We start from the raw sequence: 20,441 nt of genomic DNA, 5'->3' as shown, positions 1-20,441 counted from the left end.
CTACAGGGAACGATCACGAACCCTCGGCAATGGCCTTCTTCGTACGTGCACGAGGAGATCTCCATGGATCAGGGTGCCGACAAGGCCCACAACACCAACGGCGACGGCTCCAACACCCAGCGCCGGTACCTGCTCAAGCTCTCCGGCGAGGCTTTCGCCGGCGGCGGGGGACTGGGTGTCGACCCCGACGTCGTGCACAAGATGGCCCGCGAGATCGCGGCCGTCGTCCGCGAGGGCTACGAGATCGCGGTCGTCATCGGCGGCGGCAACTTCTTCCGCGGCGCCGAACTCCAGCAGCGCGGTATGGACCGGGCACGTTCCGACTACATGGGCATGCTCGGCACCGTCATGAACTGCCTCGCCCTCCAGGACTTCCTGGAGAAGGAGGGCATCCAGTCGCGCGTGCAGACCGCGATCACCATGGGGCAGGTCGCCGAGCCCTACATCCCGCTGCGAGCCGTGCGCCACCTGGAGAAGGGCCGCGTCGTCATCTTCGGCGCCGGTATGGGCATGCCCTACTTCTCCACCGACACCACCGCCGCGCAGCGCGCCCTGGAGATCGACGCCCAGGCGCTGCTGATGGGCAAGAACGGGGTCGACGGGGTCTACGACTCCGACCCCCGCAAGAACCCCGACGCCGTCATGTTCGACGCGCTGGAGTACGGCGACGTCATCGCCCGCGACCTGCGCGTCGCGGACCTGACGGCGATCACGCTCTGCCAGGACAACAGGCTTCCGATCCTCGTCTTCGAGCTGCTCGCGGAGGGCAACATCGCGCGGGCCGTGAAGGGTGAGAAGATCGGCACGCTCGTCAACGACACGGGCACCCGCTGACGGACGACGCCGGCCGCAACCCGGCCGGCGATCCGCCCGGAACGGGGATGGACAACAGGCTGCCGGTCGGACACCGTGCAGGGAAGACGCGCGCAGGGGCCCCTACTAGATGGCTCCGCCTTCTGAAGACCAGGAGCACATGGTGATTGAAGAGACCCTCCTCGAGGCCGAGGAGAAGATGGAGAAGGCCGTCGTGGTCGCCAAGGAGGACTTCGCCGCGATCCGTACCGGCCGTGCCCACCCGGCGATGTTCAACAAGATCGTGGCGGACTACTACGGTGCCGCGACCCCGATCAACCAGCTGGCCTCCTTCGCGGTACCCGAGGCGCGGATGGCCGTGATCACCCCCTTCGACAACTCGGCGCTGCGCAACATCGAGCAGGCCATCCGGGACTCCGACCTCGGTGTCAACCCGACCAACGACGGCCGGATCATCCGGGTGGTCTTCCCGCAGCTGACCGAGGAACGCCGCAAGGAGTACATCAAGGTCGCCCGCGGCAAGGCGGAGGACGCGCGGATCTCCGTGCGCAGCGTGCGCCGCAAGGCCAAGGAGACCCTCGACAAGCTCGTCAAGGACGGCGAGACGGGCGAGGACGAGGTGCGCCGGGCGGAGAAGGAGCTCGACGACACCACGCACAAGTACGTGGCGCAGATCGACGAGCTGCTCAAGCACAAGGAATCCGAGCTGCTCGAGGTCTGAGCCCCGACGTCTGACTCCGGCCCCGGGGCCGGAACCGGCCGCACCGGGCCCGCGGGCCCGGGCGCCGCACCTCGGCCGCTCCGTGCGCCGACCCAGCTCCTCCACCCACCCACCCCACCTCCGACCGACCCGGACCGGACGAAAACGCGAGGCGAATCTCCGTGAACGACTCTTCCTGGGGGGCTTCGCCACGCGCCGGCTCCTGGGGAGGCGAGGACGAAGGGGCCACTCGTATGAGCGGCCCCTTGTTCCGCGACGACGCCTCCGAACCGGCGGATCACTCCGCGCGGCCCGACCGCTCCGCGCCGCAGCCGGCGGCTCCGGGCGGACCCGCGAAGAAGAGCGCCGGGCGGAACCTGCGCGCCGCGATAGGGGTCGGCGTCGGTCTCGGCGTCGTCATCCTTGCCTCGCTCTTCATCGTCAAGGCCATCTTCGTCGGTGTCGTCGCGGCGGCTGTCGTGGTGGGGCTGTGGGAACTGACCTCCCGGCTCGCGGAGCGCAAGGGGATCAGGGCTCCGCTGATCCCGCTCGCCGTGGGCGGCGCCGCCATGGTCGTCGCCGGCTACACCCGCGGTGCGGAGGGCGCGTGGGTGGCGATGGCCCTCACGGCGCTCGCCGTCCTGGTCTGGCGGATGACCGAGCCCCCGGAGGACTACCTCCGGGACGTCACGGCCGGCGTCTTCGCCGCCTTCTACGTACCGTTCCTGGCCACCTTCGTGGTGATGATGCTCGCCGCGCACGACGGTCCGTGGCGGGTCTTCGTCTTCCTGCTGCTGACCGTCGTCAGCGACACCGGTGCGTACGCGGTGGGATGGCGCTTCGGCACGCACAAGCTGGCCCCGCGCATCAGCCCCGGCAAGACCCGGGAGGGACTGGTCGGGGCCGTCGCCTTCGCGATGGCCGCCGGTGCGCTGTCCATGGAGTACCTGATCGACGGGGGCCACTGGTGGCAGGGCCTGCTGCTGGGCCTCGCGGTCGCGGCGAGCGCCACCCTCGGCGACCTCGGCGAGTCGATGATCAAGCGTGATCTCGGCATCAAGGACATGGGCAAGCTGCTGCCGGGCCACGGCGGCATCATGGACCGCCTCGACTCCCTCCTGCCGACCGCTCCGGTGGTCTGGCTGCTCCTGGTGGCGTTCGTCGGCTCCGGCTGACGCCCCGCTCCGCGCGGATGCGATCAACAGCGTCCTGGGGTGGACTTGATCGATCCCCTGGACGTCGATCCGTAGGAGCGAGCATGGCCGCCAAGCCCCTGGTACCGCCCTTCACGCGGGAGAGCGCCATCGCGAAGGTGCGCATGGCCGAGGACTCCTGGAACTCGCGCGACCCCGCGAAGGTGGCGCTCGGCTACTCGCCGGACAGCCGCTGGCGCAACCGCGCGGAGTTCGTCAACGGGCGGGACGAGATCGTCGCGTTCCTGACCCGGAAGTGGAACCGCGAGCTCGACTACCGCCTGATCAAGGAACTGTGGGCCTTCGACGGCAACCGCATCGCCGTACGCTTCGCCTACGAGTGCCACGACGACTCCGGCAACTGGTACCGCTCCTACGGCAACGAGAACTGGGAGTTCGACGACCAGGGCCTGATGCGCGTCCGCCATGCGTGCATCAACGACCTGCGCATCGACGAGTCGGACCGGGCCTACCACTGGTCGCTCGGACGCCGCCCCGACGATCACCCGAGCCTGTCCGACCTGGGATTCTGAGTCGCGCGGGACCCGCCGCCCCGAGGGCGCGCCGGCGCGGCGGACCCGCGCTGGCCGGGCGGTCCCCGTGCGGCTAATCTCGAACGTGTGTACGAACTGCCATCGGATCCGGAACGTCTGCGGGTGATCCGCCTGTATCTCCAGTTGCAGATCGACGCCGTGGACGCCCGGATCCGGAAGGCGGAGGCGGGTATCCGCCCCCAGCGGCGCCCCGCGGCCGCCCGGGCCTGGCGCCTGCAGAGCGTCGCCGACCCCCGGGGCGGCCCCGGCCGCGGCGTCGTCCACCGCGACGACTGCCGCATTCGCGGTGGGGGCCGGCTCAGCGCCAGGGAATTCGAGATCGCCCTCGGCATGCCGGATGTCACCGCGTGCACGATCTGCCGGCCGGACCGCCACGCCGCCAGGCCCTGACGGGGTACTACGCGGCCGGTACCTCCCGGGCGCGGCGCTCCGACGCGACGGCCGCGGCGCCGGCGCACACGACCGCGCCCAGGGCGAAGCACGCGGCGGCCGGGTTGACGCGACGCGGCCGCGCAACTGCCGCCGTCCTCCGCGTCGATGACGTCTCCCGCGACGTGCAGCAGGCCGCAGGTGTACATCGCGACCGCGCAGGCGCCCAGCAGCGCCGCGCCGGACCTGAGCCGCACGTCGCGTCCCGCGCCGCGCACCCCCGACCGGCCGAGGGTGCCGAATCCGTAGCCGGCCAGGGCGAGGACGCATACGAGGCCGGCCGGGACGAGGAGCAGAAGGACCGTCGGGCGAGTCCATCAGTGCGGGATCCGGGCGGCTGTGGCGGAGCCCATAGTTCCGGCAACAGGACTGTCACGGTGTGCGGTCCTGAACGGGCGCCACACGGTGCGGTGTTGGGCGCGCCCCGGGACGCGGGGGTCGCGGGCGGTTCCGTCAGGCGCGACGGGTCGCCGCCTTGCGCAGCCCGTACACGGCAGCGCCGGCGGCGATCACCGCGGCGCCGGTCAGGACGGAGGCCGGGGGGAGCGCGAAGGCCAGCACGAGGCAGCCGGCCGTGCCCGCGATCGGGACAACGCGGGCGGGACGGCCCTCGGCGGCGGTCAGGGTCCAGGCGGAGGCGTTGGCGACGGCGTAGTAGGCCAGCACGCCGAAGGAGGAGAAGCCGATCGCGCCGCGCACGTCCGTCGTGGCGGCCAGGACGGCGACGACCGCGCCGACGGCGAGTTCGGCGCGGTGCGGGACGTGGAAGCGGGGGTGGACGGCGGCGAGGGCGTGCGGCAGGTGGCGGTCGCGGGCCATCGCCAGCGTGGTGCGCGAGACGCCCAGGATCAGGGCGAGCAGCGAGCCGAGCGCGGCCACCGCCGCGCCGGCCCGCACGACGGGCGCCAGCGCGGGCATCCCGGCCGATCGCACGGCCTCGACCAGAGGGGCGGCAGTGCGGGCGAGGCCGGCGGGGCCCAGGACGAGCAGGACGGACACGGCGACGGCCGCGTAGACGACCAGGGTGATGCCGAGCGCCAGCGGGATCGCGCGGGGGATGGTCCTCGCGGGGTCGCGGACCTCCTCGCCGAGGGTGGCGATGCGCGCGTACCCGGCGAAGGCGAAGAACAGCAGCCCGGCCGCTTGGAGGACGCCGCCGAGGCCGGCGTCGGCGCCGACGCCGAGGCGGGCCGCCTCGGTGGTGCCGGAGGTCAGGCAGGCGGTGATCACCGCGGCGAGCACCGCCAGGACCACCGCGACGATCGCCCGGGTCAGCAGCGCGGACTTCTGCACCCCGGCGTAGTTCACCGCGGTGAGCCCGACCACCGCGGCGACCGCGACCGCGTGGGCATGGTCCGGCCAGACGTAGGAGCCCACGGTCAGGGCCATCGCCGCGCAGGAGGCGGTCTTGCCGACGACGAAGCCCCATCCGGCCAGGTAGCCCCAGAAGTCCCCGAGCCTCTCCCGCCCGTACACATAGGTGCCGCCCGACTGCGGATAGCGGGCCGCCAGCCTGGCCGAGGAGGTGGCGTTGCAGTACGCCACCACCGCCGCGAGGGCGAGGCCGAGCAGCAGCCCGGACCCGGCCGCGGAGGCGGCCGGGGCGAGAGCCGCGAAGATCCCGGCACCGATCATCGATCCGAGCCCGATCAGCACGGCATCGGCCACGCCCAGGCGCCGCTTCAGCTCTCCGGTGCCGGTGGTGGCCGACGTGCTCATCACTCACTCCCAGTCCGCCGCTGCCCGAGCCGGCCCGTGTCGCAGTACCGGCGCACGATATCCGCAGAAGGTGGACGGCTCCTGACCACGGGATCGCGGTGGCGTGACGGTCGTCGCGTCCCGCCCCGGCCAGGGCGAACCTCCGCCTACGCCGGCCCCAGCAGGCGCCGTGCGGCGTCCGGCACATGTGTCAGGGCGTGCACGAGAACAGTGGGACCCGAGCTCTCCAGAGCGGGCCCGGTGTACCCCCACGCCGCACCGATCGACGGGACACCGGCGGCCGAGGCTGCCGCGATGTCACTGGGGCTGTCCCCCACGAAGCAGGCGCGGCCAGGCGGCACGCCCAAGCGGTCGAGAGCGAGCAGGATGCCTGCCCCCGAGGGCTTCGGCTCCGCGTCGCCCCAGCCGACCACCACGGAGAAGTACGACGAGATCTCCTGAGGGATCATCCATGCGACCCGGCTGCGGGGCTGCATGGTCACCACCCCGATCTCCGTGCCCGCGGCGGCGAGGTCACGCAGAACCTCGACCGCACCGGGGAAGGGCGACGCGTTCCGCATGGCCACGCCCAACGCCAATTCCCACGGTGTCCCGAACGCGATCTCCTGATCGACCACGCCGAGATGCGCCAGGAGTTCGTCATGGCGCAGGTGATCGAGATCCGCGGGCAGTTCGCCCTCGTCGAAGGGCTTGCCCAGTACGGCGCCGGCGACTCCGAGGACCGCCTGCCGCACGGCACGCCGGCTGTCCAGCAGGACGCCGTCAAGATCGAAGAGAACGGCCGTCGGGGAACTGCTCACTGTGTGAATCCGCCACTCGCAACAAGACCGCCCGGGCACCGGCCGTCCGAACAGGAACTCTCCGGGGACGGCGATGCGCGGGTCGGCAGCAATCGAAGTACATGCGAGCATATGGCGGGCCGCCCGGCGGGCCGCGACCGGGCCGTTACGGGTCCGAACGCCGCCCGGTCCTGGCATGCATCACGGCTCTGCCGTGCCCGGCCCGACGACGGCGGTGAGGGCCGTCGCGTCGCCGGCCGGAGCAGGGTCCCGGGAGTGTGCCACCGCGCCTCCGGTCCTCGTCACGAAAACCGAGCGACACCGTGCGGTGGGTGTCACTACCGTCGGCCGGATGGACGAGGAATCCACCAACCTGACGTGGCGACCGCTCACCATCGGGGACGCGAAGGCGTCGGCCGACCTCCTCAAGGCCATGGAGGCCGCAGACAGGACCGGCGAGCACTACGACGAGGAGGACACTCTCCAGGAACTGGTGGATCCCTACGCGGACCTGGAGCGCGCGAGCCTCGCCGCCTTCGACGGCGACGTGATGGTCGGCTACACGAAGGCCGTGTACAAGCCGACCGCCGAGGGGACACACCGGGTCATGGTCGACGGCGGGGTGCACCCGGACTACCGTCGCCAGGGCATCGGCACCGTGTTGCTGAAGGCCGGGACGGCGGGCGCGAAGGCGTTGCACGCGCTGCATCACCCGACGCTGAAGCTCGTGGTGGAGGCCCAGCAGTGCGAGCACATCCCCGGCGCGGCCGAGCTCTTCCGCTCCCAGGGGTTCGCGCCGGCCCGCTACTACCAGTCCATGGAGCACCCGCTGCGCGGCGAGATCCCGGACACGGCGATCCCCGACGGGCTGCGGGTCGAGCCGTGGTCGGAGCAGAACGACGAGGAGTTCCGGATGATCCGGAACGAGGCGTTCAAGGACCACTGGGGTACCGTCCCGGTGCCCGCGGACACCTGGAAAAACAAGATCACCAACCACAGCTTCCGGCCCGAGGTCAGCTTCCTGCTCCGGGACGTGGCGAACGGAGCCCCGGCGGGCATGCTGGTGACCATGTCGTGGGACGCCGACACGGCGGCCACCGGCGTGCGCGAGGCCTACTTCATGCTCATCGGGACGCTCCGGGAGTACCGCAGACGCGGCGTCGCCGGCGGGCTGATCGGTCACGCGCTGCGCCGCGCCGCCGACCAGGGCTACGGGAAGGCGAGCCTGAGCGTGGACTCGGCGAATCCCAGCGGGGCGTTCGGGATCTACGAGAAGGCCGGGTTCGAGCCCAAGGACCGGTACGTACGGTGGGCGCTCGACGTCCGGTGACCGGCAAGGCGCGGTGTCGCCGGGATCGTCGCCCGTCGGCCTCCGGCGACACGTCTTCCGGCACGCCGCACGCCGCACGCAGTCACCAGGTGAAGGCCGGACTCGACGTCCGGACGAGGCGCCGCCCCGGCGGAGGAGGGACGCCCGAGGGTGACGGGGGCCTCACCAGGCCGAACCGGGCGGCCCCAAACGATCTGCGACACTGGACGCACCATGCCTGCACCCGGAGAACTCACCTTCGTCGCGCCGCGCGCCGCCAAGAAGCCGCCGCGGCACCTTGCCGACCTCACGCCCGACGAGCGGCGGGAGGTGGTCGCGGAGCTGGGGGAGAAGCCGTTCCGGGCCAAGCAGCTGTCGCAGCACTACTTCGCGCGGTACACGGACGATCCGGCCGCGTGGACGGACATTCCGGCGGCGGCGCGCGGGAAGCTGGCGGAAGGGCTGCTGCCGGACCTGATGTCGGTCGTGCGGCACAGCAGCACGGACAACGACACGACGCGCAAGACGCTGTGGCGGCTGTTCGACGGGACGCTGGTCGAGTCGGTGCTGATGCGCTACCCGGACCGCGTGACGATGTGCATCAGCTCCCAGGCCGGTTGCGGCATGAACTGCCCGTTCTGCGCGACCGGGCAGGCCGGGCTGGACCGGAACCTGTCCACCGGCGAGATCGTGCACCAGATCGTGGCGGGCATGCGCGCGCTGCGCGACGGGGAGATCCCGGGCGGGCCGGCGCGGCTGTCGAACATCGTCTTCATGGGCATGGGCGAGCCGCTGGCGAACTACAAGCGGGTGGTGGGTGCCATCCGCCGGCTGACCGACCCCGAGCCGGACGGGCTGGGGCTGTCGCAGCGCGGCATCACCGTCTCCACGGTCGGCCTGGTGCCAGCGATGCTCCGGTTCGCGGACGAGGGCTTCAAGTGCCGTCTCGCGGTGTCGCTGCACGCGCCCGACGACGAGCTCCGCGACACTCTGGTGCCGGTGAACACGCGCTGGAAGGTGCGTGAGGTGCTGGACGCCGCGTGGCACTACGCGGACGTGTCCGGGCGCCGAGTCTCCATCGAGTACGCGCTGATCCGGGACATCAACGACCAGGCCTGGCGCGCCGATCTGCTGGGCCGGCTGCTCAAGGGCAAGCGCGTGCACGTCAACCTGATCCCGCTCAACCCGACGCCGGGCTCGAAGTGGACGGCGTCGCGGCCCGAGGACGAGCGGGCTTTCGTCGCGGCGCTGGAGGCGCACGGCGTGCCGGTGACCGTGCGGGACACCCGGGGTCAGGAGATCGACGGGGCCTGCGGGCAGCTGGCGGCTTCCGAGCGCTGAGAGGCGCTTGCTAGGGTGGCGGTCGATTGCGGCGGTTTGCCGTGAACGGCCGTGAACGGTCGGTCGACAAGAGAACATCCGACAGGGGAGCGCACACAGCGCTGAGAGTGCGGCACGGCCGCAGACCCTCGAACCTGATCCGGGTCATACCGGCGTAGGGAGTCACTTGATGAGCACCATCCGTCGGCGTGCCGCCGGCACCGCCCTCGTCGTCGCGCTGGGCGCGGCGTCCCTCGCGGCCTGCGGCGGAGGCGACGATGACGCCTCCCGCGGCGGTTCCAAGACCGTCACTCTGGTCAGCCACGACTCCTTCGCCGCCTCGAAGGCCGTGCTGAAGGCCTTCACCCAGCAGACCGGTTACACGGTGAAGGTCCTGCGCGGCGGCGACGCGGGCGCGGCGGTCAACCAGGCCGTCCTCTCCAAGGGCAACCCGCAGGGCGACGTCTTCTTCGGCGTCGACAACACCCTGCTCTCCCGCGCCCTGGACAACGGCCTGTTCACGCCGTATGAGGCGAAGGACCTGGACAAGGTCCCCGCCGCCCTCCAGCTCGACGCCGCCGAGCACCGGGTCACGCCCGTCGACTTCGGCGACGTGTGCGTCAACTACGACCGCGCCTGGTTCGCCGCGCACAAGGTGCCCGTCCCGCAGACCTTCGACGACCTGGTCAAGCCGGCGTACAAGGACCTGCTGGTCACGGAGAACGCCGCGACCTCCTCCCCGGGGCTGGCCTTCCTGCTGGCGACCACCGCGAAGTACGGCGACGGGGGCTGGCAGGACTACTGGACCAAGCTGAAGGCCAACGGCGTCCAGGTCGTCGACGGCTGGGAGCAGGCCTACTACGACGACTTCTCGGGCGCCGGCGGCGGCAAGGGCGACAAGCCGCTGGTCGTGTCGTACGCGTCCAGCCCGCCCGCCGAGGTGCTCGCGCTCAAGGAGCAGCCCAAGGAGAGCCCGACCGGCGTGGCGACGGCCACCTGCTTCCGGCAGATCGAGTTCGCCGGGCTGCTGGACGGCGCGAAGAACACCGAGGGCGGCAAGGCGCTCGTCGACTTCCTGCTGAGCCGCACCTTCCAGGAGGACATGCCGCTCAGCATGTTCGTCAACCCCGTCCGGGACGATGCGAAGCTGCCCGAGGTCTTCACCAAGTACGCGCCGGTGATCAGCGGTTCCGCCACCGTCGAGCCGAAGAAGATCGCGGCGAACCGTGAGCAGTGGGTCAAGACGTGGTCCTCGCTCGTGCTGAAGTGACCGGAACGAGCCAGAGGCGTACGGCCGCCCTGCGGCCGTACGCCGTGCGGCTCGGCCTGATGGCGCTGCCGGCCGCCTTCTTCGCGGTGTTCTTCGGCTATCCGGTCGCCGCCATCGTCACCCGCGGGCTCCGCGAGGGCGGCCGGTGGCGGCTCGGCCGGTTCGCCGACGTGCTGGGCGACCCCGACATCCTGCACGTGCTGTGGTTCACCTGTTGGCAGGCCGCGGCCTCGACCGCGCTCACCCTGGCGATCGCCCTGCCCGGCGCCTATGTGTTCGCGCGCTTCGACTTCCCAGGGCGGCAACTGCTGCGCGCGGTGGTGACCGTGCCCTTCGTACTGCCGACGGTGGTCGTCGGCTCGGCGTTCCTGGCGCTGCTGGGCCGGGGCGGGCTGCTGGACGAGCTGTGGGGGGTGCGCCTGGACACCACGGTGTGGGCGATCCTGCTGGCGCACGTCTTCTTCAACTACGCCGTGGTCGTACGGACCGTGGGCGGCCTGTGGTCGCAGCTCGACCCGCGGCAGGAGGAGGCCGCGCGGGTGCTGGGCGCCGGGCGGTCGGCGGCGTGGCGGCGCGTGACGCTGCCCGCGCTCGCGCCGTCCGTGGCGGCGGCCGCGGTCATGGTGTTCCTCTTCACCTTCACCTCCTTCGGGGTCGTGCAGATCCTCGGCGGGCCCACCTACTCCACCCTGGAGGTGGAGATCTACCGGGAGACCGCCCAGCTGCTGGACCTGCCGACGGCCGCCGTGCTGACGATCGTCCAATTCGCCGCCGTCGTCGGGATCCTGGCCGTGCACGCCCGGACCGTACGGCGCCGCGAGAGCGCGCTGCGCCTGGTCGACCCGGCCGGAACGGCGCGGCGGCCGCGCGGCGCGGGCGAGTGGGCGCTGCTGACCGGGACGCTCGCAGTGGCCGCGCTGCTGATCCTGGTGCCGCTCGGCGTGCTGGTCGAACGGTCGCTGGACGGCCCCGACGGCTACGGCCTGGACTTCTACCGCGCGCTCGGCTCGGCGGGCGCGGGCGGCGGCACCTTCGGGGTCGCGCCGGTGGGCGCGGTGTGGAACTCACTGGAGTACGCCGCCGCGGCGACCGGGATCGCCCTGGTCATCGGCGGTCTGGCGGCGGCCGCGCTCACCCGGCGCGCCGGCCGGCTCGTCCGCGGCTTCGACGCACTGCTCATGCTGCCGCTGGGCACCTCCGCCGTCACCATCGGCTTCGGTTTCCTGATCACCCTCGACGAGCCCCCGCTGGACCTGCGGTCCTCGTGGATCCTGGTACCGCTCGCCCAGGCGCTGGTCGGTGTGCCCTTCGTGGTGCGCACCATGCTGCCGGTACTGCGTGCCGTGGACGAGCGGCTGCGCGAGGCGGCCGCGGTGCTCGGCGCGTCGCCGCTGCGCGCGTGGCGCGAGGTGGACCTGCCGCTCGTGCGGCGGTCCCTGCTGGTGGCGGCGGGCTTCGCTTTCGCCGTCTCCCTGGGCGAGTTCGGGGCGACGGTCTTCATCGCGCGGCCCGACAACCCCACACTGCCGGTCGCGGTGGCCCGGCTGCTGGGCCGGGCCGGCGAGCTCAACCACGGGCAGGCGATGGCGCTGAGCACCGTGCTGATGCTGGTGTGCGCGGGCGCGCTGCTGGCGCTGGAACGTATCCGCATTCAGGGCGTGCACGGCGCCGACGGTTCGGGGGAGTTCTGATGGCCCTGCTGCAACTGGACGGCGCCACGGTGCGCTTCGGCGGACGGGCCGCCCTGGACGCCGTGGACCTGGAGGTGGCCGAGCACGAGACGGTGTGCGTGCTGGGGCCCAGCGGCGGCGGCAAATCCACGATGCTGCGCGCCGTGGCCGGCCTGCAGCCGCTCGACGCCGGGCGCGTACTGCTCGGCGGCCGCGACCAGACGGGCGTACCGGTGCACCGGCGCGGGGTCGGCCTGATGTTCCAGGACCACCAGCTCTTCCCGCAGCACGACGTCGCGGGCAACGTCGGCTTCGGCCTGCGCATGCGCGGCGCGCGACGGGCCGAACGAGAGCGCGCCGTGGGGGAGTTGCTGGAGTTGGTCGGGCTCCCCGGTGCGCAGCGGCGCGCCGTGGCGTCCCTGTCCGGCGGTGAGCAGCAGCGGGTCGCGCTGGCCCGCGCGCTCGCGCCCGAGCCGCGACTGCTCATGCTGGACGAGCCGCTCGGTCAGCTCGACCGCGGGCTGCGTGAACGCCTCGTGGTCGAACTGCGCGAACTCTTCCGCCGGCTGGGCACGACCGTGCTCGCCGTCACCCACGACCAGGGCGAGGCCTTCGCGCTCGCCGACCGCGTCGTCGTCATGCGCGACGGGCGTGTCGAACAGGCCGGCACGCCGCTGGAGGTCTGGCGGCGGCCCGCGTCGGAGTTCGTGGCCCGCTTCCTCGGGTTCGGCAACGTGCCGGCCGCGACCGTCACCGGCGACGCCGCCGCCACCCCCTGGGGCCAGATCCCCGTCCCGCCCGGGTCACCGCAGGGGCCCGGCCGGCTCCTGGTGCGCCCCGCCGCGGTGCGGCTCGTACCCGCCGAACAGGGGCTGCCCTGCACGGTGGTCGCCCGCACCTTCCGCGGCGACCAGGTCACCCTCGTGCTGGAGCCCGCCGGCGGGCCGCGCCTGGAGGCCTCGTGCGCCCTGCGCGACGCGCCCGCCGAAGGGGAGACGGTCGGCGTCGCCTTCGCCGCCGACGAGGTCGTGGTCCTCGGGGCCTCCTGAGGTCCGGGCGGCGCCTCCGGGAGCACGCCCCCGCGTTCGCGCACCGGCCTGGCGGACACCTCGGTCGGCGCACAGTGGTGGTCGTCTGCGGCGCCGTGAGCGCGTTCCGGCTGCCGACCCGGTCCACGTCCGACCGGGGAAGTCCCGGCCCCCGCACCGCGAGGGCCGGGACGCCGGTCTACTGGGCCGCGTCCGCCGACAGGCGTGCCAGCGCCCTGGGGGCGTCCTCGATGGAGTCCACCAGGGCGATGCGCGGCGCCATGCTGCGGCCCTCGGCGAGGGACTGGAGGAGGGGCCAGGCCGGGAGACGGGTCGTCCAGTGCTCCTCGTCGACCAGCACCATGGGGCGCGGGGTGCCGTTCGACTCGTAGTAGTTGGGCGTGGTGTTGTCGAAGATCTCCTGCACGGTGCCGGCCGCGCCCGGGAGGAAGACCACGCCCGCGGTGCAGCGGGCCAGCAGGCCGTCCTCGCGGGTGGCGTTGGCGAAGTACTTGGCGATGTGCGCGGCGAAGGCGTTCGGCGGCTCGTGACCGTAGAACCAGGTCGGCACGCCGACGGACGCGCCGCCACCGGGGTAGCGGTCGCGCACGGCGAAGACGGCGCGGGCCCAGTCGGTGATGGAGGGCCGGAAGGAGGGGACCTGCGCGAGCGTGTCCAGCGCGTCCTTGAGCATCGCGTCGTCGAAGGGAGCGGCGTACGCCCCGAGGTTGGCCGCCTCCATGGCGCCGGGGCCGCCGCCGGTGGCCACCGTCAGGCCCTCGCGGGCCAGCGCACGGCCGAGGCGGGCCGCGCCCGCGTAGGCGTCGGTGCCGCGGGCCATGGCGTGGCCGCCCATGACACCGACGACACGGGCCCCGGTGAGGAGTTCGTCGAAGGCGTCGGAGACGGCGTCGTCGTGGATGCTGCGGAGCATCGAACCGAAGATGTCGCCTGTGGCGCGGGTGCGCAGGAACCACTGGTACGCGTGCGCGTCGGGCGTCGCGTCGTACCCGTCCGGGCCGGTCAGGCCCTCGTACAGGGCGTCCGGGGTGTAGAGCGAGCCCCGGTACGGGTCGAAGGGCAGCTCAGGGACGGGCGGGAAGACCAGGGCGCCCGTGGCGCGGACGTGCGCGGCGGCCTCCGGCTCCATCGGGCACCCCAGGAACACGGCCTCGGCGGTGTCCGCGGAGAGCAGGGCGAAGGTACGGGTCGTCAGATCGACCGACTGCACGCGGTGTCCGCGCAGGGAGCCCGACGCGGCGACGCGGTCGAACTCGTCCAGGGTCTCGATCTCGATGTCGCGGGGCGGCTGTTGCACGCCCGCCACGATAGCGAGCGCCCGCGGGCGGGTCCGTCGCGGGTCGCACGATCGGGGGATGAGGGGCGCCCGGTTCGAGGAGGGGAATCGGGCGCCCCGGTCCATCGCGGGGCCCGGACGGTGCCGGGCCCGGGGCCCACTACGGCAGCGGGAGGGCGCCGAGGTGGGAGACCAGCCAGGTGACCGGGGCCACCAGGACGAGCGCGGTGGTCGTACGCAGGGTGGCGGCGGACCGCAGCAGGGAGGCGGGCGCGCCGAGGCGGGTGAGGGCCGACGTCGAGGGGCGCCGGGCCCGCTTGGCGTCGACGGTCGCGGTGAGCGCGGTGGCGGCGGCCGCGACCGCGACCAGCGTGGCGCCGAGGACGGTCAGCGGGCCGAGCGGCTCGGCGCCCGCGTCGAGCCGGGCCGTCGTGGCCAGCCCGGCGGCGCACACCGCGCAGAGCACACCGAGGGGCCGTCCGACGCGGGGGGCCTCCTCTTGCAGGGCGCGCCCGGCGAGCAGGCGCAGCGCGGTCGGACGGCAGGAGGCCAGGAGGCGGCCGCACTCGTGGAGCAGACCCGGCATGGCCAGGACCAGGCCGATGGCGATGAGGATCCAGCCGCCCGCGACGGCCGGGGCGACCCCGCCGAGGCCGCCGGGCAGCGGGAAGAGGGTGCCGGTCGCGGTCCGGCGCGCGTCGTGGGCGGCGGTGATCTCGATGGCCAGCCCGATCGTGGTGAGCGCCGCACCCCAGGGCAGTCCGGTGGGCGGCGTGTGGACGACCGTCTCGTCGGTGGCCGCCGCGCGCGCCGCCCGCAGGCAGTACGCGGTCGCCACGGCGGAGACCACCGGCACCAGGGCGAGCAGCGTGAGCGCGCCCACCACCGGCAGCGGGCGGTCCGCGCCGAGCGGTCCGGCGGCGGCGCCGCTCAGTGGCGAGCCGGGCAGGTCGCCGCGCAGGTGGAGGAAGGCCAGCAGCGCGAGCAGGACTCCGAGCCCGGTGCTGAGCGCCGTGCTCGCCGCCCCCAGGAGGGGCAGCCCGTGCCGCCCGAGCCCGGCCGCGGACAGGCCGGCGTGCAGGCGCCCGCTGGGCTCCGTCCGCGCCACGAACACCGACAGGTGGACGGTGGCGGCGAACGGCACGGCGCACCACGCGAGCCGGATCAGCCCGCGGGCGGTGTCCCCGGTGTGGGTCAGGGCGTGACCCAGGGTGGCGAGCAGCAGGAAACCGGTGCCCGCGGCCGCCGCCACGACCAGCAGCCGGCGTGCGAGGACGGCCGGCCGCGAGCCGAGCGCTACACGGAGGCTGAGCACGAGTCGGCGCCCTCCCGGTCCTGCTGCGGCATGCCCGCGACGGGGCGTCCGTCGATGAGGGTGACGACCCGGTCGGCGAGCGAGACGACCTCGGGTTCGTTGGACGCCAGGACGACCGTGATGCCGTGCGAGCGCGCGGCGCTGGTCAGCATGCGCAGCACCTGGGAGCGGTCGGCGCGGTGCAGCGGGGCGGTCGGTTCGTCCGCGAACACCACGGCGGGCCGGTTGACCAGGGCCCGGGCGATCGCCACGCGCTGGCGTTCGGCCTGGAGCAACTGGCCGGGGCGCTTGCGGGCGGCGCCGCCGATGTCGAGGCGGTCCAGCCAGTCCTGGGCGGCGGCGCGGGCGGTGCGGTAGGGGATGCCGGCCAGCAGCAGCGGCAGCGCGGCGTTCTCACGGACCGTCAGTTCGGGCAGCAGTTGCGGGGTGCTCTCGACCCAGCCGAACCGCTCGCGGCGCAGCCGTTCGCGCGCGGCGCTGCCGAGGGTGTGCACGGGTGCGCTGTTGAACCACACCTCGCCCTGCTCCGGCAGCAGTTCGCCGGACAGGCAGCGCAGCAGAGTCGTCTTCCCGGCGCCGTGCGGGCCGAGGATGCCGAGGATCTCGCCCTCCCGCACGCCCAGGGACACACCGAGCAGGGCGGGTGAGCGGTCGTGCGTGTGGCGCAGGCCGCGGGCCCACAGCACGTCGTTGTCGGGTGGGTTCACGTTGGCCTCTAACGAACGCGGGGAGTCCGGGTCACTGGGGCACGCTACGCGCCCGGGGCCCCCGCGCCGCGGTTGTCGTGGGGCATCCGGCGCGCGGCCACCCGTGCGGCCTAGCTGTTGTGACCCGGCGGGCTTGCGGCGAGAAGGCCGAAGAGCCCCCGGCTGGTGTCCGCACACCGGCCGGGGGCTCCTTCGGAGGCGAACCGGCCCCCGGCGCGACGTCAGAGCTTGGTCCAGGCCTCCGTCAGCACCGTGCGCAGAACGCCCTCGATCTCGTCGAAGGTCGACTGGTCGGCGATCAGCGGCGGGGCCAGCTGGACGACCGGGTCACCGCGGTCGTCGGCGCGGCAGTAGAGGCCGTTCTCGAAGAGCGCCTTGCTGAGGAAGCCGTACAGGACGCGCTCGGTCTCCTCGTCGGTGAAGGTCTCCTTGGTGGCCTTGTCCTTGACCAGTTCGATGCCGTAGAAGAAGCCGTTGCCGCGGACGTCGCCGACGATCGGCAGGTCGTGGAGCTTCTCCAGGGTGGCGCGGAAGGCGCCCTCGTTGTCGAGCACGTGCTGGTTGAGCTGCTCGCGCTCGAAGATGTCGAAGTTGGCCAGCGCGACCGCGGACGACACCGGGTGGCCGCCGAAGGTGTAGCCGTGCAGGAAGGTGTTCTCACCCTTGTAGAAGGGCTCGGCGATGCGGTCGGAGATGATGCACGCGCCGATGGGGGAGTAGCCCGACGTCATGCCCTTGGCGCAGGTGATCATGTCCGGGACGTAGCCGAACTTGTCGCACGCGAACATGGTGCCGAGCCGCCCGAAGGCGCAGATGACCTCGTCGGAGACGAGCAGCACGTCGTACTGGTCGCAGATCTCGCGGACCCGCTGGAAGTAGCCGGGCGGCGGCGGGAAGCAGCCGCCGGCGTTCTGCACGGGCTCCAGGAAGACGGCCGCGACGGTGTCGGGGCCCTCGAAGAGGATCTGCTGCTCGATCTGGTCGGCCGCCCAGCGGCCGAAGGCCTCGGGGTCGTCGCCGAAGATCGGGGCGCGGTAGATGTTGGTGTTGGGCACCTTGAACGCGCCGGGGACCAGCGGCTCGAAGGGGGCCTTCAGGCCCGGCAGGCCCGTGATGGACAGGGCGCCCTGCGGGGTGCCGTGGTAGGCGACGGCGCGCGAGATGACCTTGTACTTGGTCGGCTTGCCCTTGAGCTTGAAGTACTGCTTGGCCAGCTTCCAGGCGGTCTCGACCGCCTCACCGCCGCCGGTGGTGAAGAAGACCTTGTTCAGGTCGCCGGGGGCGTAGTTCGCCAGCCGCTCGGCCAGCTCCACGGCCTTGGGGTGGGCGTAGCTCCAGACCGGGAAGAAGGCCAGCTCCTGGGCCTGCTTGTAGGCGGTCTCGGCGAGTTCGACCCGGCCGTGACCGGCGTTGACCACGAACAGGCCCGCGAGCCCGTCGAGGTACCGCTTGCCCTTGTCGTCGTAGATGTACGTGCCCTCGCCGCGCACGATGGTCGGCACAGGGGCGTTCTCGTACGACGACATGCGGGTGAAGTGCATCCACAGGTGGTCGTACGCGGTCTTGGAAAGGTCCGCGCTCATGGCTATCTGGTTCCCCAGGTGTAGGTCTGCTTCCGGAGCTTGAGGTAGACGAAGCTCTCGGTGGACCGCACGCCGGGCAGCGTGCGGATCCGCTTGTTGATCATCTCCAGGAGATGGTCGTCGTCCTCGCAGACGATCTCGATCAGCAGATCGAAGGAGCCGGCGGTGACGACGACGTACTCGACCTCCGTCATCGAGGCGAGCGCGTCGGCGACGGGTTCGATGTCGCCGTCGACGTTGATGCCGACCATCGCCTGCCGCCGGAATCCCACGGTGAGCGGGTCGGTGACGGCGACGATCTGCATGACGCCCTGGTCGAGCAGCTTCTGGACGCGCTGCCGCACCGCCGCCTCGGACAGGCCAACGGCCTTGCCGATGGCGGCGTACGGACGCCTGCCGTCCTCCTGGAGCTGTTCGATGATCGCCTTGGAGACGGAGTCGATCACAAAGGCGCCGTTGGCGCCCCTGGGATCCGGAGTACGAGTGGCCACGGACCACACTGTGCATGAGAGGTCAGCAGTCGCGCAACCCCTGATCAATGAAATCCGCAGTTTTGGAGCTCTAAACGCGCGGAATCCATTGTCGCGGAGTTTCGGCTATGTCGAATACGGCAGTGGTGTGGGTACTCTGGGGGCGTCTCACACATCGGACAGGACAGGGAGAGGTGCAGTGAGCGAGCTCCGTATCTTGCGCAACTACATCAACGGAGAATTCCGCGACGCCGCAGACGGGCGCACCACGGACGTGGTGAACCCGGTCACCGGCGAGGCCTATGCGACCGCCCCGCTGTCCGGTGCCGCCGACGTCGACGCCGCCATGGCGGCGGCCGCGGCCGCCTTCCCGGTCTGGCGCGACAAGACGCCCTCCGAGCGCCAGAAGGCGCTGCTGAAGATCGCCGACGCCTTCGAGGCGCGCGCCGACGAGCTGGTGGCCGTCGAGAGCGAGAACACCGGCAAGCCGATCGGGCTGACCGCGAGCGAGGAAATCCCGCCGATGGTCGACCAGATCCGCTTCTTCGCAGGCGCCGCCCGCATGCTGGAGGGCCGCTCCGCCGGCGAGTACATGGACGGGATGACCTCCATCGTCCGCCGTGAGCCGGTCGGCGTCTGCGCCCAGGTGGCGCCGTGGAACTACCCGATGATGATGGCCGTGTGGAAGTTCGCCCCGGCGATCGCCGCGGGCAACACCGTCGTCCTGAAGCCCTCGGACACCACCCCCGCCTCGACCGTGCTGATCGCCGAGATCATCGGCGGCGTCCTCGCCGAACTGGACCTGCCCAAGGGCATCTTCAACGTCGTCTGCGGCGACCGCGACACCGGCCGGCTGATGGTCGAGCACGCCACCCCCGCCATGGCCTCCATCACCGGCTCCGTACGGGCCGGCATGCAGGTCGCGGCCAGCGCCGCCAAGGACGTCAAGCGGGTCCACCTGGAGCTGGGCGGCAAGGCCCCGGTCGTGGTCTTCCAGGACACCGACATCGCCAAGGCCGTCGAGGACATCGCCGTCGCCGGCTACTTCAACGCCGGCCAGGACTGCACCGCCGCCACCCGCGTGCTCGTCCACGAGTCCATCCACGACGAGTTCGTCGCCCAGCTCGCCAAGGCCGCCGCCGACACCAAGACCGGCGCCCCGGACGACGAGGACGTGCTCTACGGCCCGCTCAACAACGCCAACCAGCTCGCCCAGGTCACCGGCTTCATCGAGCGCCTGCCCGCGCACGCCAAGGTCGAGACCGGCGGCCACCGGGTCGGCGACAAGGGCTACTTCTACGCCCCGACCGTGGTGTCCGGCCTCAAGCAGGACGACGAGATCATCCAGAACGAGGTCTTCGGCCCGGTCATCACCGTCCAGTCCTTCACCGACGAGGACCAGGCCGTCAGCTGGGCCAACGGCGTCGACTACGCGCTGGCGTCCTCGGTGTGGACCAAGGACCACGCACGCGCGATGCGCATGTCCAAGCGCCTCGACTTCGGCTGCGTGTGGATCAACACGCACATCCCGCTGGTCGCCGAGATGCCGCACGGCGGCTTCAAGAAGTCCGGCTACGGCAAGGACCTGTCGGGCTACGGCTTCGAGGACTACACCCGCGTCAAGCACGTCATGACCTCGCTGGACGGCTGACCCCGCCGCCCCCCGCGGGCACAGCGCCGGCCCCGGGCACCCCCTGTGCCCGGGGCCGTGGCATGTCCGCGTACGCTCCGGATCATGGAGGAACGAAGAGCGCTCGAACAGCGCATCCGCGGGTGGCTGGTCGTCTTTGTGGTGTGCCTGGTGCTGAGCGGTGTGACGGCGTTCCCGCTGGTCCACGAGGTGCGCTGGGTGGACGGATGGGGTCTGCCCGGGTTCGTGGGCGACTGGATCTCCCACGTGCGGGAAGGGGCGGACGCCACCGACGCCCAGTACCCGTTCCTGTTCTACGGAACGGACTGGCTCGCCTTCGCCCACCTGGTGATCGCCGTCGCCTTCTACGGTGTCTGGCGCGACGCGGTGCGCAACATCTGGATCGTGGAGTGGGCCATGATCGCGTGCGCCGGGGTCATCCCGCTCGCCGCGATCTGCATCCCGATCCGGGGCCTGCCGCTGTGGTGGATGCCGGTCGACATGGCGTTCGGCGTGTTCGGTGTCGTCCCGCTGCTGATCCTGCGCCGGATGATCAAGCGGCTGGAGGCGATGCCGGCGGCGACCGCCGCCCCGGCTGAGCCGGTGTCAGGCGCGGGCGCCGCGGCCTGAAGCGGCCGTGCCGGGCGCGCGCCCG

General features: G+C 72.2%; 19 protein-coding genes and 1 riboswitch. Of the genes, 12 read left to right on the top strand and 7 right to left on the bottom strand.

The window, feature by feature from the left end; all coding sequences use genetic code 11:
• Positions 1 to 63 precede the first annotated feature (63 nt).
• The 5 genes from pyrH (at position 64) to PV364_RS11310 (ending at position 3,650) form a co-directional block, all read left to right on the top strand.
• Entirely contained in the window at positions 64 to 834 is a 771-nt protein-coding gene (gene pyrH, locus PV364_RS11330; protein ID WP_319659705.1) for a UMP kinase, read from the top strand.
• A gap of 142 nt (positions 835 to 976) precedes the next feature.
• The gene (gene frr, locus PV364_RS11325; RefSeq protein WP_319660044.1) at positions 977 to 1,534 is read left to right on the top strand and encodes a ribosome recycling factor; all 558 of its coding nucleotides are present in this window, start codon (positions 977 to 979) and stop codon (positions 1,532 to 1,534) included.
• A 233-nt stretch (positions 1,535 to 1,767) separates the two neighbouring features.
• Complete coding sequence (locus tag PV364_RS11320) at positions 1,768 to 2,688, top strand: phosphatidate cytidylyltransferase (protein ID WP_415924543.1); 921 nt, start codon at positions 1,768 to 1,770, stop codon at positions 2,686 to 2,688.
• A gap of 83 nt (positions 2,689 to 2,771) precedes the next feature.
• Positions 2,772 to 3,239 (top strand): nuclear transport factor 2 family protein, encoded by a 468-nt coding sequence (locus PV364_RS11315; protein WP_319659703.1) that lies wholly within the window; start codon positions 2,772 to 2,774, stop codon positions 3,237 to 3,239.
• 87 nt (positions 3,240 to 3,326) lie between these two features.
• Entirely contained in the window at positions 3,327 to 3,650 is a 324-nt protein-coding gene (locus tag PV364_RS11310; RefSeq protein ID WP_319659702.1) for a DUF6233 domain-containing protein, read from the top strand.
• 492 nt (positions 3,651 to 4,142) lie between these two features.
• On the opposite strand, the gene PV364_RS11305 is transcribed toward PV364_RS11310, so the two are convergent.
• A complete protein-coding gene (locus PV364_RS11305; protein WP_319659701.1) occupies positions 4,143 to 5,408 on the bottom strand; it encodes an APC family permease in 1,266 nt (421 codons plus the stop codon).
• Between the two features lie 146 nt (positions 5,409 to 5,554).
• The gene (locus tag PV364_RS11300; protein ID WP_319659700.1) at positions 5,555 to 6,208 is read right to left on the bottom strand and encodes an HAD family hydrolase; all 654 of its coding nucleotides are present in this window, start codon (positions 6,206 to 6,208) and stop codon (positions 5,555 to 5,557) included.
• A 331-nt stretch (positions 6,209 to 6,539) separates the two neighbouring features.
• Here PV364_RS11300 and PV364_RS11295 point away from each other — a divergent pair, with 331 nt between their 5' ends.
• The 5 genes from PV364_RS11295 (at position 6,540) to PV364_RS11275 (ending at position 12,805) form a co-directional block, all read left to right on the top strand.
• On the top strand, positions 6,540 to 7,517 hold the full coding sequence (locus PV364_RS11295; protein WP_319659699.1) for a GNAT family N-acetyltransferase: 978 nt from the start codon (positions 6,540 to 6,542) through the stop codon (positions 7,515 to 7,517).
• 213 nt (positions 7,518 to 7,730) lie between these two features.
• Entirely contained in the window at positions 7,731 to 8,837 is a 1,107-nt protein-coding gene (gene rlmN, locus PV364_RS11290) for a 23S rRNA (adenine(2503)-C(2))-methyltransferase RlmN (protein ID WP_319659698.1), read from the top strand.
• Between the two features lie 73 nt (positions 8,838 to 8,910).
• A riboswitch (TPP riboswitch) is annotated at positions 8,911 to 9,015 on the top strand.
• Complete coding sequence (locus PV364_RS11285) at positions 9,007 to 10,086, top strand: thiamine ABC transporter substrate-binding protein (RefSeq protein WP_319659697.1); 1,080 nt, start codon at positions 9,007 to 9,009, stop codon at positions 10,084 to 10,086. (Overlaps the previous riboswitch by 9 nt.)
• 59 nt (positions 10,087 to 10,145) lie before the next feature.
• Positions 10,146 to 11,777: an iron ABC transporter permease gene (locus tag PV364_RS11280; RefSeq protein WP_319660043.1), complete on the top strand. Its 1,632-nt coding sequence runs from the start codon at positions 10,146 to 10,148 to the stop codon at positions 11,775 to 11,777.
• Entirely contained in the window at positions 11,777 to 12,805 is a 1,029-nt protein-coding gene (locus tag PV364_RS11275; RefSeq protein WP_319659696.1) for an ABC transporter ATP-binding protein, read from the top strand. The genes PV364_RS11280 and PV364_RS11275 overlap by 1 nt, the downstream gene beginning before the upstream one ends.
• Positions 12,806 to 12,983: 178 nt before the next feature.
• Here the strand turns inward: PV364_RS11275 and PV364_RS11270 are convergent, their stop codons facing one another.
• From PV364_RS11270 to PV364_RS11250, 5 genes are all read right to left on the bottom strand, one after another.
• Complete coding sequence (locus PV364_RS11270; RefSeq protein ID WP_415924542.1) at positions 12,984 to 14,111, bottom strand: LOG family protein; 1,128 nt, start codon at positions 14,109 to 14,111, stop codon at positions 12,984 to 12,986.
• Positions 14,112 to 14,241: 130 nt separating this feature from the next.
• Positions 14,242 to 15,396 carry a hypothetical protein gene (locus PV364_RS11265; RefSeq protein WP_319659694.1) on the bottom strand — a complete coding sequence of 385 codons (1,155 nt, stop codon included), beginning with the start codon at positions 15,394 to 15,396 and terminating at the stop codon, positions 14,242 to 14,244.
• A complete protein-coding gene (locus PV364_RS11260) occupies positions 15,378 to 16,103 on the bottom strand; it encodes an ABC transporter ATP-binding protein (protein ID WP_319659693.1) in 726 nt (241 codons plus the stop codon). The genes PV364_RS11265 and PV364_RS11260 overlap by 19 nt, the downstream gene beginning before the upstream one ends.
• A gap of 221 nt (positions 16,104 to 16,324) precedes the next feature.
• Entirely contained in the window at positions 16,325 to 17,686 is a 1,362-nt protein-coding gene (locus PV364_RS11255) for an aspartate aminotransferase family protein (RefSeq protein WP_319659692.1), read from the bottom strand.
• A 2-nt stretch (positions 17,687 to 17,688) separates the two neighbouring features.
• Positions 17,689 to 18,177 carry an Lrp/AsnC family transcriptional regulator gene (locus tag PV364_RS11250; protein ID WP_319659691.1) on the bottom strand — a complete coding sequence of 163 codons (489 nt, stop codon included), beginning with the start codon at positions 18,175 to 18,177 and terminating at the stop codon, positions 17,689 to 17,691.
• Between the two features lie 178 nt (positions 18,178 to 18,355).
• On the opposite strand from PV364_RS11250, the gene PV364_RS11245 reads away from it, so the two are divergent.
• Together PV364_RS11245 and PV364_RS11240 are read left to right on the top strand one after the other, a co-directional pair.
• Positions 18,356 to 19,807: a gamma-aminobutyraldehyde dehydrogenase gene (locus PV364_RS11245; RefSeq protein ID WP_319659690.1), complete on the top strand. Its 1,452-nt coding sequence runs from the start codon at positions 18,356 to 18,358 to the stop codon at positions 19,805 to 19,807.
• 84 nt (positions 19,808 to 19,891) lie between these two features.
• Positions 19,892 to 20,416, top strand: a complete 525-nt coding sequence (locus PV364_RS11240; RefSeq protein ID WP_319659689.1) for a hypothetical protein — start codon at positions 19,892 to 19,894, stop codon at positions 20,414 to 20,416.
• Positions 20,417 to 20,441 lie beyond the last annotated feature (25 nt).

Origin of the sequence: Streptomyces sp. MI02-7b, from assembly GCF_033793585.1 — a bacterium.
GTDB lineage: Bacteria > Actinomycetota > Actinomycetes > Streptomycetales > Streptomycetaceae > Actinacidiphila.
The sequence above is the reverse complement of the archived record's forward strand: the minus strand, read 5'-3'. Positions and strand labels throughout refer to the sequence as shown.